Below are 16,328 nucleotides of genomic sequence, written 5' to 3' on the forward strand. Positions count from 1 at the left end.
CCGACCACCGAACTAAGGCCGCTTGAGCACCGGTTGGGGAGGGGGAGGGGGACGAACACGCCCACGCTATCGTGAATGAGGTCTACTAAGATTCCCAGAGAATTGAGTGCGTTCACCCTGGAGCAGTTACACCCCGAGCACGTATACAAACTTATCGGCACCCCTCAAAGTGAATAACGGAACGGCCCTGACCACCCATGCGGTCCGCTATTCCTAAATACTCCCACTTGAAACTTCTGGATTTGGTATCACTCATCCCGGCTCCGCTCGCGACCCCGTGAACGCCTACTCTTTTTTCTTTCGCGTTTTGGGTTTGGCTTTTGGTTTCGGGGCTTCTTCTTCGGTTAGTAATGCCGTGATTGATGGCCCGCCCGTCTCCACCCCGGCGACCCGCGCCGCCAGCCTCGCCACTTCGTCCGCCAGAGGGGTGCGCTTGTAGCGATACACGCCGGCGCCGAACGCCACCTCCGATTCGTCGTCGGCGCGCATCTGTTCGGACACGCACAGTACGAACTTCCCCGGCACCCCTTTCGACAGGTTCCGGTAGTGCGCCTCGATGTCGCCCTTGCGCCAGAAGCCGAAGATCTCCACGAACACCTCTTTGCCGGTCGCCGTGTGCATGAGCTTGAAGTCCGGCACCCACGTGTTCGACGGCAGCAGGATGGGGTGCGGGTCCGAATCGATCGTCCAGCCCTTCACCTTCGCCGCGAACGACTCGGCGAACATTTGCAGTTCGGGGGGCGTGTAGACGCCGAAGTCGGGCGCGTGCGACTTCAACCCGTCGAGGCCCGAGAGCTGGAACGTTTTCTCCTTGCGCTCCGCGCCCCACCGGATGTTCGCCCGGAGGTCGAACGCCTTACAGTGCAAGAGTGTGGGCAGGAACATCGCGAGCTGTAGCCCGTACTTGTTCGTGGACGAGAACAGCGAGAGCGGGCCGTCGAGTGTGAGCTTGTAGCTGCCGCCCGGGGTTTCTTGGATCGTACAGATGAGCCGGTGGAACTTCACGGCGCGGAACAGTTGCCGAAACCGGGCCGGCGTTTCCGCATACACCCGCACCTCCAGTAGCGTGGCGCGGAGCAGAATCGCTTGTGCTAGTGCGACGTTGTAGCGGTTAAGGAGCTGCTCGGCGGTGATGTCGTCGAACGAGATGACGCGCTGCTCGTCCTTGAGGTCGGCGAACAAGCTGCGGTCGATGTCCTCGGGTCGAATGGTGAGCGACAACTGCTCGGCCACCTGGCGCATGACCGCGCCGCGGTCGAACGGGCGCATCGAATTGGCGGCCTCGGCGCGCTCAACGGCCGCGGCCTTGAACACCGCCTCGCGGAGCTGGTCCGGCGGATGGTCCGCGGACACCTCGAACTCGCACCGGTCTTCGAGCAGTTTCGCGAGTCCCGCGGGGAGCAGCCCGCGGGGGCCTTCGGGGACGAGGTCCGAGAACTCCTCTTCGATCTCGCCGCGCGTGCGCCCGGGCGCACTGCGGTACGCGAGCAGGAGCTGCTCGGCGAGCGCGCGCAGGTGCTCATCGCTCGGTTCGATGTACAGCGGCACCAGCTTGTTCTTCGCGTGCCGAACTCGAACCATCTTGCCGGTCAACATAAAGCACTATTCACCGCAGAGGGCGCGCGAGCGCGCAAAGAAGACCAGGACAGATCTGGTGGTTGCACGCTCTTTAAAATTCCCTGCGTCCTCTCGAGCCCTCTGCGGTGAATCCTCTTCTTGGTTACTGGAACGCGCGATGCTGGCGGCGGCGGTCGCTCACGAACTCCTCGGCGGTGTTCCGTGTGATCACCTCGTACAGCACCGCCTGTTTGTCTGCGTACTTTCGCAGGATGCGGCCGAGCCGCTGCACGTTCTCGGTCGCGCTGCCGGTGCCGGCCAGTACGATGCCCACGCCCGCCGCGGGCACGTCCACGCCCTCGTTGAGCACCTGACACGTCACGACCGCGTTGAACGCGCCGGAGTGGAAGTTCGCCAGGATCGCTTTGCGCTCCTTGGGCTTCGTCTGGTTCGTCATTGCGGGGATCAGGTACCGGCGCGCGACCTCGTACACCGTGGCGTTGTCAGCGGTGAAGATCAAGACGCGGTCGTTGGCGTGCTGCTGGAGCAGGTTCTCAAGCTTTCGGAACTTGCCGCTCGGCGTTTGCATGATGCGCTTCTGCTCGCGGTACGCGCGGACCGCCTTCCAACCCTCCGGGGCTTTGCTGGCCTCGAAGAGGAACCGGCGGAACCCGTCCGGGCCGCTCATGCTGATGCCGCGGTCGGCGGCGAACTTGCGGTACTCTTCGCGACAGTTGCGGTACGTCTCCTCTTCCTCCTGGGTGAGTTCGACGTACACCCGGCGCGTTTCGTAGGGGGCCAGGAACTCACCCGCAACGTCTGTGATGTCGAGCCGGTACGAGATCGGGCCGATGAGTTGCGGGAACATTTGTTCGCCGCCGTCGGCGCGCTCGGGTGTCGCAGTCAGCCCCAGCCGGAACGGGGCGAGGCTGGCGTTCGCGGCTTCGGAGTACGACGGCCCCGGAAGGTGGTGGCACTCGTCGAACACGATCAGGCCGTACTTGTTCGCCCACGTTTCCAGGTGGATGTACGCCGAGTCGTAGGTGGTGACCGTAATGGGCTGGAAGTTGCGCTCGTTCCCGCCGACCATTCCGACCGCGACGCCGAAGCTCTGCTCCAGCTCGCGTGCCCACTGCACCATTAGGTCGATTTTCGGCGTCACGATGATGGTGGGGCGGCCCACCTTCTCGATGCACAGGAACGCGACGAACGTTTTCCCGGTGCCGGTCGGCATTACCACCACGCCGCGGCGCCCGGCCTTCGTCCAGTCGCCGACGGCCGCGAGTTGGTAGTCCCGGGCGGTCCGCTCGGCGTTGAGCTTCCACCCGCTCGGCTCCTTCGGCCATCCGCGGGCGGTGTCCTCGTACGGCAGTTTCTCTTTGATCAGGTGCTCGACGATGGTGCGGTAGTGCCGGCCCTGCGCGCGGTGTGTGGACGTGCGGGGGTCGAGCACGACTCCCGGCAGGTCGCTGTACACGAACCCGTCGGGGCCGCCCGTCACGGTCACGGTGCCGCGGTCGTAACCCAGCAAGACCGGTGTGTCGCTCATGCCGGAATTATGCCACCGCGGCCTGCACTTTCCTAGCGCAGGTAGGTTAGCATCGGGGCCGCGGTCGCGATTTTTGCGCGACGCGCGCCGGCCGTACCGCGGAGTAAGGGATGGAGGGGGACCGATGAGTGCGACGCGTCCGACCGAAATCCTGCGGCGACTGGAGCCCGCAGCCGCGCCCGACGGGGAACTACTGGCGCGGCTCGAGGCGCACCGGGACCAGAATGCGTTCACCGAACTGGTGCGGCGTCACGGCGGGGTGGTGTTGGGCGTGTGCCAGCGCGTCACGCGGTCGCGAGCGGATGCCGAGGATGCGTTCCAGGCGGTGTTCCTGGTTCTGGCGAAGAAGGCCGGCGCCATCCGTGATCCCAAGGCATTGGGTGGTGTCCTACACGCGTTGCACGGCCGGGAATGCCAACCATTCGGCGAGCGACCACACGTGATCGGTGAGCCCGGCCACCATCGCCGGGGTTCGTGCCCGATAGCAGCCGCCCTCGCCTTTCACGCGCGGTGTGCGGACGGGCCAGCAGAAGTTGTAGCTGAAGTAACGGAACGCGGTCGCGGCCCGGTGCGTGCCACAGTCCTTCGAGACCCCGCAGCTCTTGCGCACCTTGCGGCGGCACCGGTTCCGATCGGTCCCGTTGTGCCGCTCCACGAAGCACGTGTTCACCACGGCGCTCACCGCCGACGCCACCAGCGCGGTTGCTACCGCGGCCGCGGTCCCGAACACCACCCGCGTACTCACGCCCACCACGCGGTTGTTCTTCCGTTCCTTGTGCACGGTCGCGTACGTGACCGCGGGCGGGATAACCGTGTACGGGTTCCGCGGGCGCCCCGGTCGCCCGGTCCGGGGCGGGGTCACCACTCGGCCGTACGTGGCGCGGACCGCCGTCTCGTACACCGGGTACTCGTCGGAGGTGATCAGCCGCATGGTCCGTCCGTCGGTCCGCCGATGCGCGTCCCGCACCCGCTCGTCGGTCGCGTCCTCGGTCCGCTTGGCGACCACCCGGCTCACCACCAGGCGGTGCTCCGGGTCCAGGGCCACGTGGCCCCAACAGTCCCCACGGCGCCGCTCCTCGGGACCACAATTCTTCTCCTTGCGGGCCACGAAGCTCCACTTCTCATCGAGCTGGAGTTCGTTCGTGCGGGGGAGAAAGGGCCACCAACTCATCGTGGAGCTGCTGGGCGTGTTCGCCGGCCTGACGGATGTACCGGGTGATCGTGTCCCGGTGTACTCCGACCAACCGAGCGGTCTTGCGCGCACCGGCGCCCTCGGCCACATGGGCCAACACCGACACCACCGTGTCGGCAGATAACCGGGTGCCGTACAGGGGCGTGCCCTTGCGCTCCGAGAACCGCGCCTGGCACGTGGAGCACCGCAGCACCCGGGTGCTGTTCGGCCCGTACCGGGCCGGCACCGTCAGGTTCCCGTGATTCCGCTTCCCGTGGCCCGGGCAACCCGCGTTCAGGCAACAGAACCGACTCAGGTCGCCCATAACTGATCTCGACCCGCGCGAGGGCAAACACCACGCCAACGACGTAACTTCTTACCACACATCAGCAGCCGCACGCAAGACGAACAGGACACCACCGTTGCTGAAAGGCCGCCAACAACGAGTCGGATGACACGGGTGCCACCGGTGCCCTTCCGCAACGGAGTAACTCACAACCCGTCAACACATTAACCAACATTCCAAACTTTGCAATCGTCCTGCCTGCCCCCGGTGGCTCGTTGACACGGGCGCCCAGATCGTGTTAACTATTTAGCGGAAATACAAATTGCGAACGGCGCGGAACGGCTACAGCTTTGACCCATTGCTGGCGCAACTGTTCCGACGGCGGCACGCCCGGCCGGCATCCGCGTTCCACCGTACGCGCGCCGGCACTCTCTCGCCGGACCCGCTGCGATGAGTCAAACCAACAATACCGATAGGCCGTTGCGTACCGAAACGGAGTTGCTCGCGGCCATCGTCGCCACCCAGCAGGAGGTGGCTACCGCCGGGCTCGAGCCCGACGCCGTCATGCGCGTCATCACCGCGCGCACCCAGACGCTCACCGGCGCGGACGGGGCCGTCGTCGAGCTGGCCGAGGGGGACGAGATGGTGTACCAGGCCGTCGCCGGCACCGCCGCCGCGTCCCTGGGCGTCCGCCTCAAGATCGCCACAAGCCTGTCCGGTCTGTGCGTCCGCACCGGCGAGGTGCTCCGGTGCGACGACTCCGAGACCGACCCGCGCGTCGACAAGGACGCCTGCCGCCGGGTCGGGGTCCGCTCGATGGTCGTCGTCCCGCTCCGCTACCAGGGCACCGTCGTAGGCGTCCTCAAGGTGCTCTCTAACCGCCCCGGGGCGTTCGGCGACCAAGAAGTCAACACCCTCCAGCTCATGGCCGCGCTGCTCGCCGCGGCCCTGCACAACGCCCAGGCGTTCGAGCGGGGACGGGCGGCCACGGCCGAGCGGGGGGAGGCCCTGCGGCGGAGCGAGCGGCGGTACCGCACCCTGGTGACGGCCGCGGCCCAGATCGTCTGGGTCATGGCCCCGGACGGCACCCCGGTCGTCGTTCACGGGGGCGAGGACTACTTCGGCGTTACCGACGCCCCGGTCCCGGCCGCCAGTTGGCTCGAGCGCACCCACCCCGACGATCGCGCGCGGGTTGGGTCCGTCGCGTCCGACGCCATCGCCCGGGGGCAGCCGTTCCAGATGGAGTACCGGCTCCGGCGGACCGACGGCACGTGGCGCCAGGTCGCGTCCCGCGGGCTCCCGGTGCGGGACGCGGACGGGCGGGTGCTGGAATGGGTCGGGGTGATCGACGATGTCACCGACCGGCGGCAGCTCGAGGACCAGTTCCGGCAGGCCCAAAAGATGGAGGCGGTGGGGCGGCTGGCCGGGGGCGTCGCGCACGACTTTAACAACCTGCTCACCGTCATCAACGGGTTCAGCAAGATCGTGCTCGACACGCTACCGAGCGGGACCCCGCACCGCGAGTCGGTCGAGATGATCCGGGACGCCGGGCAGCGGGCCGCGGTGCTCACCCGGCAGCTCCTGGCGTTCAGCCGCAAGCAGGTGCTCCAGCCCACCAGCCTGAACCTGGACGACCTGCTCGCCGGCATGAGCCGGATTCTCGCGCAGCTCATCGGGGCGGACGTGGACCTGACCGTCCGCGGCGCCCCCGAGCCGTGGGTGGTCCAGGCGGACGCCGGCCAGATCGAGCAGGTGGTCATGAACCTCGCGGTCAACGCGCGGGACGCCATGCCGACCGGCGGGCAGCTCACCATCGAGACGGCGAACGTGACGCTGGACGCTGGGTACGTGAGCGTCCACCCCGAGGCCCGGCCAGGGCAGTACGTGCGGTTGGCCGTGACCGACACCGGGTGCGGGATGGACGCGGCCACGAAGGCCCGGATCTTCGAGCCGTTCTTCACCACCAAGGGGGAGAACGGGACCGGGCTCGGGCTGGCCACCGTGTTCGGCATCGTCAAGCAGTCCGGCGGGCACATCGAGGTGTACAGCGAGGTCGGCGTCGGGACCACGTTCAAGGCGTACCTGCCGCGCGACCGGTCCGCCCCCTCGTCCTCCGAGTCCGGGGCCGCGCTCCGCCCCACGCCCGCCCGCGGGAGCGAAACGGTTCTACTGGCCGAGGACGAGGACGGCCTGCGGCGGCTGGCCAAGATGGTCCTCCAGCGGGCCGGGTACACGGTACTGGAGGCCCGGCACGGCGGGGAGGCGCTGCACCTGTGCGAGCGGCACGACGGGCCGATCCACCTGCTGGCGACGGACGTGGTGATGCCAAGCATGGGCGGCCGGCAGGCGGCCGAGCGGCTGCGGGTCCTGCGCCCGGAGATGCGGGTGCTGTTCCTGTCGGGGTACACGGACGACACGGTGGTGCGGCACGGGGTGCTGGAGGCCGACGTGGCGTTCCTCCAGAAGCCGTTCTCGCCCGACGCCCTGGTTCAGAAGGTCCGCGAGGTGCTCGACGCCCGATAGCCGGGGTGCGCGTGTCGTCCCACTGTCCTCCCGGGCGCGGGGCGCGCCGCCACGACCGAGAACCCGCGGGGCGGCTCGGCCCGTCGGATGTTGGCGCGTTCGGTCTTCTTCGTAACGGTCAACGCGCCGGTGGCTTCATCCGGAGTGCGGGCGCGGTAGCGCGTCCCCCCCGGCCGACGGTGAGGCCGCTGTCGGCATCCCCGTGGTCCGGCCGGGCGCGCCTTCCGGTCCCGTGCCGGCCCTGCGGGCAGAACCCGCGCCGCCCGGCGGGTGTCAATCAGTCGGATTGTTCCCGCACCCGTTTGCCCCGATCACATTGCGGTCACGGGCCCGTGCGGTACGGGCCGGCGGCCGTTCGCTCCCCGCCCAGCGCGAGCCGATACAGCCCTACCGGATCGAGCACCAGCACCACGCTCCCGTCGCCCATGATCGTCGCCCCACCGATCCCGTCGAGCCGCCCGAACATCGGCGGCACCGGCTTCAGAACGACCTCCTGCTGCCCGCGGAGCGCGCCCACGGTGACGCCGAACCGCTCACCGCCCACGTTGAGCACCACGACCGGCACCCGGTCGCCCGCCGGCTCAGGCGCGCCGTCGAGGCCGACCAACTCCGCCAGAGGCTTTACCGGCGTGATCGCCCCGCGGAGCGCGACCGCGCGCACCCCGCGCAGGTGCCGGAACCCGCCCGGCTCGACCTTCAGGGTCTCCTGAACCGTGTCGATCGGCACCCCGAACAGCGTGCCGCCGGATTCGACCAGCACCACCGTGGTGACCGCCAGCGTCAGCGGCAGCGCGAGCCGCACCCGGGTCCCCGCCCCCGGCTCCGAGTGGACCGTCACCGCGCCCCCGAGGGCCGCGATGTTGCTCTTCACCACGTCCATGCCGACGCCGCGGCCGGACAGGTCGCTGACCGCCGCGGCGGTGCTCAGCCCGGGGGCGAAGATCAGTTGCAGCGCCTGCTCGCGCGACAGCGCCGCCGCCTGTTCCGCGGTGACCACGCCCATCGCGACCGCCTTCGCCTTGACCCGCTCGGGGTCGATGCCGCCGCCGTCGTCCTGCACGTCGATGAGCACCGCGTTCCCCTCGCGCCCGGCGCGCAGGGTGATGGTGCCGGCGCACGGCTTACCCGCCGCGGCGCGGCGGTCCGGGGCTTCGACCCCGTGGTCGGCCGCGTTCCGCACCAAGTGAACCAGCGGGTCGCTCAGCGCCTCGGCCACCTGCTTGTCGAGTTCCGTGTCCTCGCCCTCGAGCCGCAGTTCGATCTGTTTGGAGAGCGTCTTCGCCACGTCGCGCACGAGCCGCGGGAACCGCTGGAACACGGTGCCGACGGGCACCATGCGCATGGACATCGCGTTGCTCTGCACGTCGCCGGCAATGCGGCACACCTTGTCGATGGCGTCCTTGAGGGCGGCGTGCCCGGCGCGGTCCGACTGGAAGTGGCGGTGCGCGTGGACCAGCGCGTTCCGCGCGATCACCAGCTCGCCGGCGAGGTTCACGTACTCGTCGAGCTTGCGCTGGTCCACGCGCATCGTCTTCGCGCTCGCCTTCGCGGTCGGTTCGGTTGCGGCGGCGGGGGCGGGCTTCGGCCCCGGCTCGGGCGTCGCCGCACGCGGGGCCGGGGCGGGCGACGGGAGCGGCGCGCCCACGTCCGCGGCGCCCGGCCCTTCCGTGCCCATCGCCGCGAGGAGGTGCGTGCGGGCCGCCGACAGCCGGTCGAGGATCGCGGTCAGCTCGCCGGCCTGCTCGGGGGCCAGTGCGGCGGACGCCGCGCGCACGCGGTCCAGCGCGCCCGGGGAGCCGTTCCGGGCGAGCGCCGTCAGCTCGCCCGCGAGCGCCTCCAGCGGCTCCCCCGGCGGCCCCCCGCGCCCCTCGGCCGCGCCCGCACAGAGCGCGTCCAGCGACGCGACGAACGCGGCCAGGTCGCGATCCGCCTCGCCCGCGGGCGACAGCGCTGCGACCATCGACTTGAGGTGATCGAGCCCCTGGAACACCAGGTCGGTCACGGCCGGGGTGACCGCGAGGCGCGAGCCGCGGCACAGTTCGAGCACGTTCTCGAGCCGGTGGCCGAGCGCGCGGAGCTGCGCCAGGCCCACGAAATCGGCCGCGCCTTTGATGCTGTGAACCGCGCGGAACATCCGGTGGACGACGCCCGCGGTGTCGGCGCCGGCCTCCAAGTCGAGGAGCGCGGCCTCCGCGTCGTGCAGGCCGTCGAGCGCCTCGGCGGTGAACTGTGCCAGCGTGTCGGCGGCGACCGCATCACCCGGGCCGGGCCAGGGCGCGAGCGCGGCTCCGGACCGCGCCGGCCCCGGCGCCCGCGCGACCGCTGCGCGTAGCGCGTCCTCAGCTTGGCCCACACACACCAGGTCGGTGGGTCCGGCCAGGGCGTCCGCGGCCGCCAGCAGCGCGTCCGTCAGTCCGTGGGCAGAACCGACCCGGCCGTCCCGCAGCTCGACCGTGACCTCCGCGAGCAGGGCCGCGAGCCGGACGACCGCCGGGTCCGTCCCGGCGAGCGCGCCCGCCAGCGCCCGCGCGTCGCCCGCGGCGGCGCCCAGGTCGGACCCGTCTTCCAGGCGCAACAGGCTCCGCGCGAGCGCGGCCACGAGGTCCGCGGTTGCGGGCGCCACGGGCGGCTCGCCCGGTGTGGCGCTGTCGCATTCGGGTGCCGGGCTCATAAGCGTTTCCCTTCTCGTCTAAGCTCCTGCATCCGCACCGGCGGCTCGGCCTTCCGCCCGAACGAGTTATACGGCCCCGGCTCGGTCGGATCGGCGGGAGCGTGCGGGTTGGTGTGCGGCGTCACGGCGGCCGCGCCGTCACGCGCCGGCGCCGGTCGGGAGCCGGCGCCCGCCGGGTTTGCGGTACACCACCCCCCCGTCGGCGAACTGCACCGCCTCGAACGCCCGGGTGATCCGGCCCACCGACTCCGAGTGCCCGAGGAACACGAACCCGCCCGGCCGCAGCGCCTCGTGGAAGCCCCCGAGGACCCGGCGCCGGGAGGCGTCGTCGAAGTAGATCAGCGCGTTGCGGCAGAACACGAAGTCGAACCCGCGCTGCCGCCCCATGCGGTCCGCGTCCATCAGGTTCAGGCGCTCGAACGCGACCATCTTGCGGATCGGGTCCGCCACCCGGTACCCGTCGCGGACGGGCACGAAGTACCGCTCCAGATACTCCGGGGCCACATCCTTCACGTTGCGCCGCGGGTACTCGGCCTTGCGGGCCTCGGCCAGCACCTTGGTGTCGATGTCGGTGCCCAACAGCCGCACGTCCCACCGCTTGAAGTCGTCCAGGCACGCGGTCAGGATGATGGCTAGGGTGTACGCCTCGTCGCCCGTGGAGCAGCACGCGCTCCACACGCTCAGGGCGTATTCACCGGCCCGGCGCTTCTGCTCCGCGACCTGCGGCAGCACCTCGTTGGCGAAGCACTCGAGCTGCGGGTAGTCGCGGAAGAAGTACGTCTCGTTGGTGGTCACCTGGTCCACCAGCTCCTGGAACTCCCGCCCGTCCGGATCCCCGTACCGGAGCAGGTGGTAGTAGTCGCGCGGGCCGTCGCACCGGGCGGCCCGGACCCGCCGCGCCACCCGGGGCGCCAAGAACGGCCGCTTCTTGTCCTCGAACATCAGCCCGGTGCGGTCGTAGATCAGGTCGCGGATCAGGGCGAACTCTTCCTGGGGAAGGTCCATTGGGGTTTTCCGATGTCAGCGGTTGCGGCGCAACAACGACACAACTTTGGTCGCCACCTCGTGGCACGGGAGCACGTGGGCGGCCCCGCCCCGGGCGGCGGCCACCGCGGGCATCCCGTACACCACGCACGTGCTCTCGTCCTCGGCGATGGTCTCGCCCCCGGCCCGGCGGATGGCCACCATCCCGTCGGCCCCGTCGCACCCCATGCCGGTGAGCAGCACGCCCACCACCCGCGCCCCGAACGCCTCCACCGCCGAGTGCATCATCACGTCCACGGACGGGATGTGCAGCGCGTCCGCCGGCTGGGTCACGTACCGCGCCATGACCCCGCCCGTCGGGCGCCGGTCGGCGAAGATCAGGTGCTTGCCGCCGCGGGCCACGTACACGTGGCCGTTGAGCAGCACGTCCCCGGCCTCGGCCTCCTTCACCGGCATCTGGCTCGTGCGCCCCAGACTGCGGGCGAACGAGGCGGTGAACGTCTCGGGCATGTGCTGCACGATCACCACCGCCGCGGGCAGGTCCGGCGGCAGTTGCGGGACCACCTCCTGGAGCGTCTTCGGCCCCCCGGTCGAGACGCCGATCGCGACGACCCGGTCGGCCCGCGCACCCTTGACCGCGCTGCGCTCCGTGGGGAGCACCGCAACTTCGGGCGCGGGGGCCGGGGCCGGGGCCGGGCGCCGGGCGCCGGGGCGCCGCACCCGGGCGCGGGCCGCGGCCTTCACCTTCTCGATGATATCGCGGCTCTGGCGCTCGATGTCGGCCGAGATGGTGCCGCCCAGTTTGGGCAGCACGTCCACCGCGCCCAGCTCCAGGCACTCGTAGGTGGCCAGCGCGCCCTCCTGGGTGAGGGAGCTGATGATGAGCACGGGCCGCGGGGACTCGTGCATGATCGCCTGGAGCGCGGTCATGCCGTCCATGACCGGCATGTTGATGTCGAGCGTGACCACGTCCGGGTCGTGCTCGCGCACCGCGTCCACCGCGGCGGCCCCGTCGCGGGCGCACGCGACCACCTGGAGCGCCGGGTCCGATTCGATGATCTCGCGCAGCTTCTTGCGCATCAGGGCCGAGTCGTCGGCCAGAACGACCCGCACCGGGCGGGCCGAGTTGGTAGTTGACATGATCCGCCCCCACACGACACAACGGAACGAACCCGGGGCGCCGGACCGGCGCCGCACGGCCGCCGCGGCCTACGCGGCCTACGCGGCCTCGGCCTTGAGCAGTTCGTCGGCCCGGAGCAGCAGGAACATGCGGTCCCCGCGGTTCAGCTTGCCGACGCCCTCGATGATGTGGTCCCCGTACCGGCTGCGGACGATGGGCGGGGCCGGCTCCAGGTCCCGGGCCCGGACCCGCATCACCTCGGACACCGCGTCCACGATGATCCCGGTCTTCGACCCGCCCAGGTCCACCACCACGACCCGGGTGGCGTCCGAGTAGTCCTTGCGGGCCAGGTGGACCCGCTTGCGCAGGTCGATCACCGGGAGCACGCTGCCGCGCAGGTTCACCACCCCCTCGACGAACTCGGGCACGTGCGGCACCTTGGTCACACGGCCCAGCCGGACGATCTCCTGCACCTGCATGATGTCCACCGCGAACTCCTCGTCGGCGACCTTGAAGGTCACCAGTTGGCGCTCGTCGGACTCGGCCGCGCCGGCCCCCTGCTCCGCCCGGCCGCTCGTCTCGGTCATCGCGCTCAGCTCCGACTGGGTGACCAGCTTCTCGACCGCCAACAGCATGATCAGCCGCTTGCCGCCGTTCAGCTTGGCGATGCCGCGGACCTGGGTGTCCCCGGCCCCGCCGCCCATGATCGGGGGCGTGCGCTCGACCGTCGCTTGGGGCACCTGGAGCACCTGGTTGACGGCGTCCACCCGCAGCGCCAGCGCGGCCCCGCCGACGCCCACCACCAGGCACCGCTCGTCGCCGCGGCGGGCGTCCTTCGGGAGCGGGGGCAGGCCGAATTTGGCCCGCAGGTCCAGCACCGGCAGGATGCGGTTCCGCAGGCTGGCGATGCCGACCACGCCGGCCGGGGCGTTGGGCACCGTGCTGATGGGCGGGACGCGGATGATCTCCTGCACGTCCATGATCGGGACGCCGTACTCCTCCGCGCCGACCCGGAACGTGACCAGGTGCTCGTGCTCCTCGGCCCGCACCGCCGCCGCGCGGAGGGCGGCGCCGGACGCGGCGGGGTCGGCGCCGGGGTCCGGGCCGCGCGGGGCCGCGTCGTCGGCCGGCCGCGCCGCGTCGAGGATCGAGTTGTGGTCCAGCAGCAGCACCAGCCGCTGGCCGCCGTTCAGCTTCACCACCCCGCGCAGGAACCGCCCGTCCACGCTCTGCACCGCGGCCGGCGCGCGCTCCACGTCGGACGGCCGGACGTGCATCACCTCGCGCACCGCGTCCACGATCAGCCCGGTGGGGGCGCCGTTGAGTTCCACCACCACCACGCGGTTGTTGTCCGCGTTGTCCGCCGGCGGCATCCCGAACCGGGCGCGGGAGTTCACAATCGGGAGCACGTTGCCCCGCAGGTTCGCGACCCCCTCGACGTACCTCGGGGCCCGGGGCACCGGGGTGATCTTGGGCCGCCGCACGATCTCCTGCACCGCGCTGATGTCGATCCCGAACTCGACCCCGCCCAGCACGCAGGTGACCAGCTCGTGTGCCTCGCCCGCGCCGTCGCCCGCGGGGGGCCGGAGTGCGGAAGTCTGCTCCGCCATGTGCGATCCTCCGTTTATAGGGGTGGGGGTCAGTTCTGGAGCTCGTCGGCCAGGGCCGAGATCTCCTCGACCGCCGACGCCAGCTCGTTCATCCCCTTCCCCCCCTGCTGGGCCGCCGCCGACGCCTGGGTCGCCACCTCGCTGGCCTCCTGCGCCGCCTTCGCGATCTGCTGGACCGCGGCGGCGGCCGTCTGGACCGCCTGCAGCGCCTGGTCCTGGCCGGCCTTGATCTCGCTCACCCCGCGGCGCACCTCCTCGAAGTCGGCCGTGATGCGCTCCAGGTCGGCCGTCGTCTTCTTGGCCTTCTGCACCTCCCCCGCGGCCTCCTTGCCGGACGCCTCGATGTCGCCGGCCACGGTGGTGATCTGCTTCTGGATGTTGCGCACCAGGTCCTTGATCTTGTCCGCGTTCTCGCTCGACTCGCCGGCCAGGTTCCGCACGTCCGCGGCCACCACCGCGAACCCGCGCCCGTACTCCCCGGCCCGGGCCGCCTCGATCCCGCCGTTCACCGCCAGCAGATTCGTCTGGATGGTCACGTTCACGATCGCGTCCACGATCTTGTCGATCATCCGGGTGCGCTCCTCGAGCGCCTTGATGTTGGACGCCGACTTGACCGAGGCGGTGGCGGCGTCGTTGATCCCGCGGATCATGGCGTCCACCCCGGCCTTGTTCTCGGCCAGCAGCCTCATCAGCGCGTCGGCCCGGTCCATGGACTCGGTGGCCTTGCCCTGCATGGCCCGGGCGGCGCCCTCGATCTGCTTGGCGGCGGTGCCGGACTGGGTGGTCGCGGCGGCCTGCACCTGCGCGCCCTTGGCGATCTGCTGGATCGCGGCCGTGATCTGCTGGCTCGCCGCGTTCGCCTCCTGGATCGTGGCCGACAGCTCCTCGGCCGCCGCCGCCAGCTCCTCGCTCGACTTCTCCGAGTTGGTCGAGGTCTTGAGCTCCTCGGCCATGTTGCTCAGCTCGTCCGCCCCCTTGCTCATCTCCTCCAGCGCCTTGCCCTGCTCGCCCACCGCCTTACTGGCTTCCTCGGCCGCGGCGCTGGCCTCCTCGGAGGCGCTGGCCACCGCCTGCGCGCCCTGCTGGAACTGCTCGGCCCCGGTCGCGGCCTCCTTCGCGCCGTCGTTGATGGCCGCGCACGCCTTCTGGATGTCAGCGGTGTCGTCTGCCACCCGCTTCAGGTCGGCGGTCACCTTCTTGGCCTTCTCCACCTCCTCGGCCGCCGCCCGCCCGGCCTTCTCCACGTCCGCCACCACCAGCTTCACGTCGGCCTGGATCTTCTCCACCAGGTCGCGGATGTTGCGGGCCGACTTCTCGCTCGTCTCCGCCAGGTTGCGCACCTCGTCGGCCACCACCGCGAACCCCTTGCCGTGCTGGCCCGCGCGGGCCGCCTCGATGGCCGCGTTCAGCGCCAGCAGGTTGGTCTGGTCGGCGATCCGCACCACCGCCTCCACGATGGTCCCGATCTCCGCGCTCTGCTGCTCCAGTTGCGCGACCAGCTTCGCCGACTCGATGTTCGCCTGGGCGGACGTGCTGACGCCCTGGATCAGCAGCTCGATGTCGGTGCTGGCCCCGCGGACCAGCTCCTGGATGTTGTTCACCTTGCGGAGCGACTGGGCGGCGGCGGCGACCGCCTGGGTGCTGGCCGCGTTGATCTCCTCGATCGCCGCCAGGCTGCTCTCGGCCGCCTTCGAGGACTCGACCGCCCCGCTGGCGATCTGCTCCATCTGCCGCTCGAGCTGAGCCACCGCGGCGTTCGCCTCGGCCACGCCCCCGGACAGTTGCTCGGTAGCCGCGGCGATCCGCTCGGCCGCCTGCTGCCGCTTGGCCGCGGTCCGCGCGCTGGCCTTCTCCTTGGCCCGGTCGCGGGCGCTGGCCCGGTGGGCGGAGGCGTCCGGGTCCGCGCCGGCGAACCGGTTGTGCGGCGCCGCGTGACCGTTGTTCGACGAGCCGGGCTGGGGTGCGAGTCGGGCCATTGCGCGTCTCCGGGTACGAACGTCCTCGTGCCGACCGAACTGCGGCCGGTCAGTCTAAATGGTCAGTAGCCGGTGTGATCGCTGCAAGCTGCTGCGGCACCGGCAAAAGCTGATTGAGGTCTGGCCAATGCTCAACGTTTAGAACGCCGATTTTCTGACAGGAGGAATGCGGACAAACTTGGCACTTTTTTTCTCAGTTCGCGCAGCCGTGTCAGTTTTCACACGTCCCCTTAAAGGGGCTCTATCCGCGGGCATGAAAACCCCGCGGCCGACAATAGTCGCTGCACGAATTCATCGAGGGGTTGAAGCGTGTGCAACAATGCCCACGGAGCTTCGATCTGGGGTTGTTATCAGCACCGGCGAGGACACAATGAGCCCCCCCGTTCCCCCGGCCTCGGCCGGCCCCATCCGATTGACCCTCACCGAGACGGTCGAAGCGGACGAACTCGCGGCCCTGCTCACCGCCGCTCGGGCCGCGGTGGACGGCCGGCGCGGGGTCACGTTCGACTGCTCCGCCGCCCCGTTCCTGCCGACCGGGGCGGTGCAGCTCCTGTTCGCGGCCGGCCGCGCGTGCCGGGCGCGCGGGCTCCCGTTTTCGGCCGCCGGGGTGCAGCCGCCCGCGGCCGCGTACCTGCGTCTAGCGGGCCTGGGCGCGGCCCTCGGCCTCTGACCGGCCCAACGTGACCTTCGGGGGCAAGATGATGGCTCCGACCGACACCGCACGCGCACCCGAGGTCGGGGTCGTGCTCGACGTACTGTCCGCACAACTCGGGGAGACGGCCCGACACATCGAGGGGGCGGTGGCCCAGGTGTGCACCAGCTTCGCGAGCATCGCTCGGCGGAGCAAGGAGGGGGCGGCGCGGGCGGCCCGCGCCGCCGGC

Annotated in this window: 12 protein-coding genes and 1 pseudogene; 4 read left to right on the plus strand and 9 right to left on the minus strand. The window is 70.5% G+C overall.

Annotation, left to right across the window (positions count from 1 at the left end; all coding sequences use genetic code 11):
* Positions 1–285: 285 nt before the first annotated feature.
* Together R5W23_RS02325 and R5W23_RS02330 are read right to left on the minus strand one after the other, a co-directional pair.
* The gene (locus tag R5W23_RS02325) at positions 286–1,596 is read right to left on the minus strand and encodes a DUF790 family protein (protein ID WP_320684931.1); all 1,311 of its coding nucleotides are present in this window, start codon (positions 1,594–1,596) and stop codon (positions 286–288) included.
* A gap of 124 nt (positions 1,597–1,720) precedes the next feature.
* Positions 1,721–3,106 carry a DEAD/DEAH box helicase family protein gene (locus R5W23_RS02330; RefSeq protein ID WP_320684932.1) on the minus strand — a complete coding sequence of 462 codons (1,386 nt, stop codon included), beginning with the start codon at positions 3,104–3,106 and terminating at the stop codon, positions 1,721–1,723.
* A gap of 124 nt (positions 3,107–3,230) precedes the next feature.
* Here R5W23_RS02330 and R5W23_RS32490 point away from each other — a divergent pair.
* Positions 3,231–3,458, plus strand: a pseudogene (locus R5W23_RS32490) (RNA polymerase sigma factor); the annotation flags it as partial.
* A 36-nt stretch (positions 3,459–3,494) separates the two neighbouring features.
* Here R5W23_RS32490 and R5W23_RS02335 read toward each other — a convergent pair.
* Together R5W23_RS02335 and R5W23_RS02340 are read right to left on the minus strand one after the other, a co-directional pair.
* Complete coding sequence (locus tag R5W23_RS02335; RefSeq protein ID WP_320684933.1) at positions 3,495–4,277, minus strand: hypothetical protein; 783 nt, start codon at positions 4,275–4,277, stop codon at positions 3,495–3,497.
* A complete protein-coding gene (locus R5W23_RS02340) occupies positions 4,228–4,602 on the minus strand; it encodes a helix-turn-helix domain-containing protein (RefSeq protein ID WP_320684934.1) in 375 nt (124 codons plus the stop codon). Before R5W23_RS02340 ends, R5W23_RS02335 begins: the two co-directional genes overlap by 50 nt.
* Before the next feature lie 441 nt (positions 4,603–5,043).
* Between R5W23_RS02340 and R5W23_RS02345 the strand changes: the two genes are divergently transcribed.
* Entirely contained in the window at positions 5,044–7,086 is a 2,043-nt protein-coding gene (locus R5W23_RS02345) for an ATP-binding protein (RefSeq protein WP_320684935.1), read from the plus strand.
* A gap of 322 nt (positions 7,087–7,408) precedes the next feature.
* On the opposite strand, the gene R5W23_RS02350 is transcribed toward R5W23_RS02345, so the two are convergent.
* The 5 genes from R5W23_RS02350 to R5W23_RS02370 form a co-directional block, all read right to left on the minus strand.
* Positions 7,409–9,757 (minus strand): chemotaxis protein CheA, encoded by a 2,349-nt coding sequence (locus tag R5W23_RS02350; RefSeq protein ID WP_320684936.1) that lies wholly within the window; start codon positions 9,755–9,757, stop codon positions 7,409–7,411.
* A 138-nt stretch (positions 9,758–9,895) separates the two neighbouring features.
* A complete protein-coding gene (locus tag R5W23_RS02355; protein ID WP_261189480.1) occupies positions 9,896–10,762 on the minus strand; it encodes a CheR family methyltransferase in 867 nt (288 codons plus the stop codon).
* 15 nt (positions 10,763–10,777) lie between these two features.
* Positions 10,778–11,881, minus strand: a complete 1,104-nt coding sequence (locus R5W23_RS02360; protein ID WP_320684937.1) for a protein-glutamate methylesterase/protein-glutamine glutaminase — start codon at positions 11,879–11,881, stop codon at positions 10,778–10,780.
* Positions 11,882–11,959: 78 nt separating this feature from the next.
* Positions 11,960–13,471 carry a chemotaxis protein CheW gene (locus R5W23_RS02365; protein ID WP_320684938.1) on the minus strand — a complete coding sequence of 504 codons (1,512 nt, stop codon included), beginning with the start codon at positions 13,469–13,471 and terminating at the stop codon, positions 11,960–11,962.
* Positions 13,472–13,500: 29 nt separating this feature from the next.
* Complete coding sequence (locus R5W23_RS02370; RefSeq protein WP_320684939.1) at positions 13,501–15,447, minus strand: methyl-accepting chemotaxis protein; 1,947 nt, start codon at positions 15,445–15,447, stop codon at positions 13,501–13,503.
* A gap of 370 nt (positions 15,448–15,817) precedes the next feature.
* Here R5W23_RS02370 and R5W23_RS02375 point away from each other — a divergent pair, with 370 nt between their 5' ends.
* Positions 15,818–16,117, plus strand: coding sequence for an STAS domain-containing protein (locus R5W23_RS02375; protein ID WP_261189484.1), 300 nt, complete (start codon positions 15,818–15,820; stop codon positions 16,115–16,117).
* Positions 16,118–16,148: 31 nt separating this feature from the next.
* On the plus strand, positions 16,149–16,328 hold a 180-nt coding region (locus tag R5W23_RS02380; protein ID WP_320684940.1), incomplete at its 3' end, for a hypothetical protein.

Source organism: Gemmata algarum (genome assembly GCF_034097035.1).
GTDB classification, from domain to species: Bacteria; Planctomycetota; Planctomycetia; order Gemmatales; family Gemmataceae; genus Gemmata; species Gemmata algarum.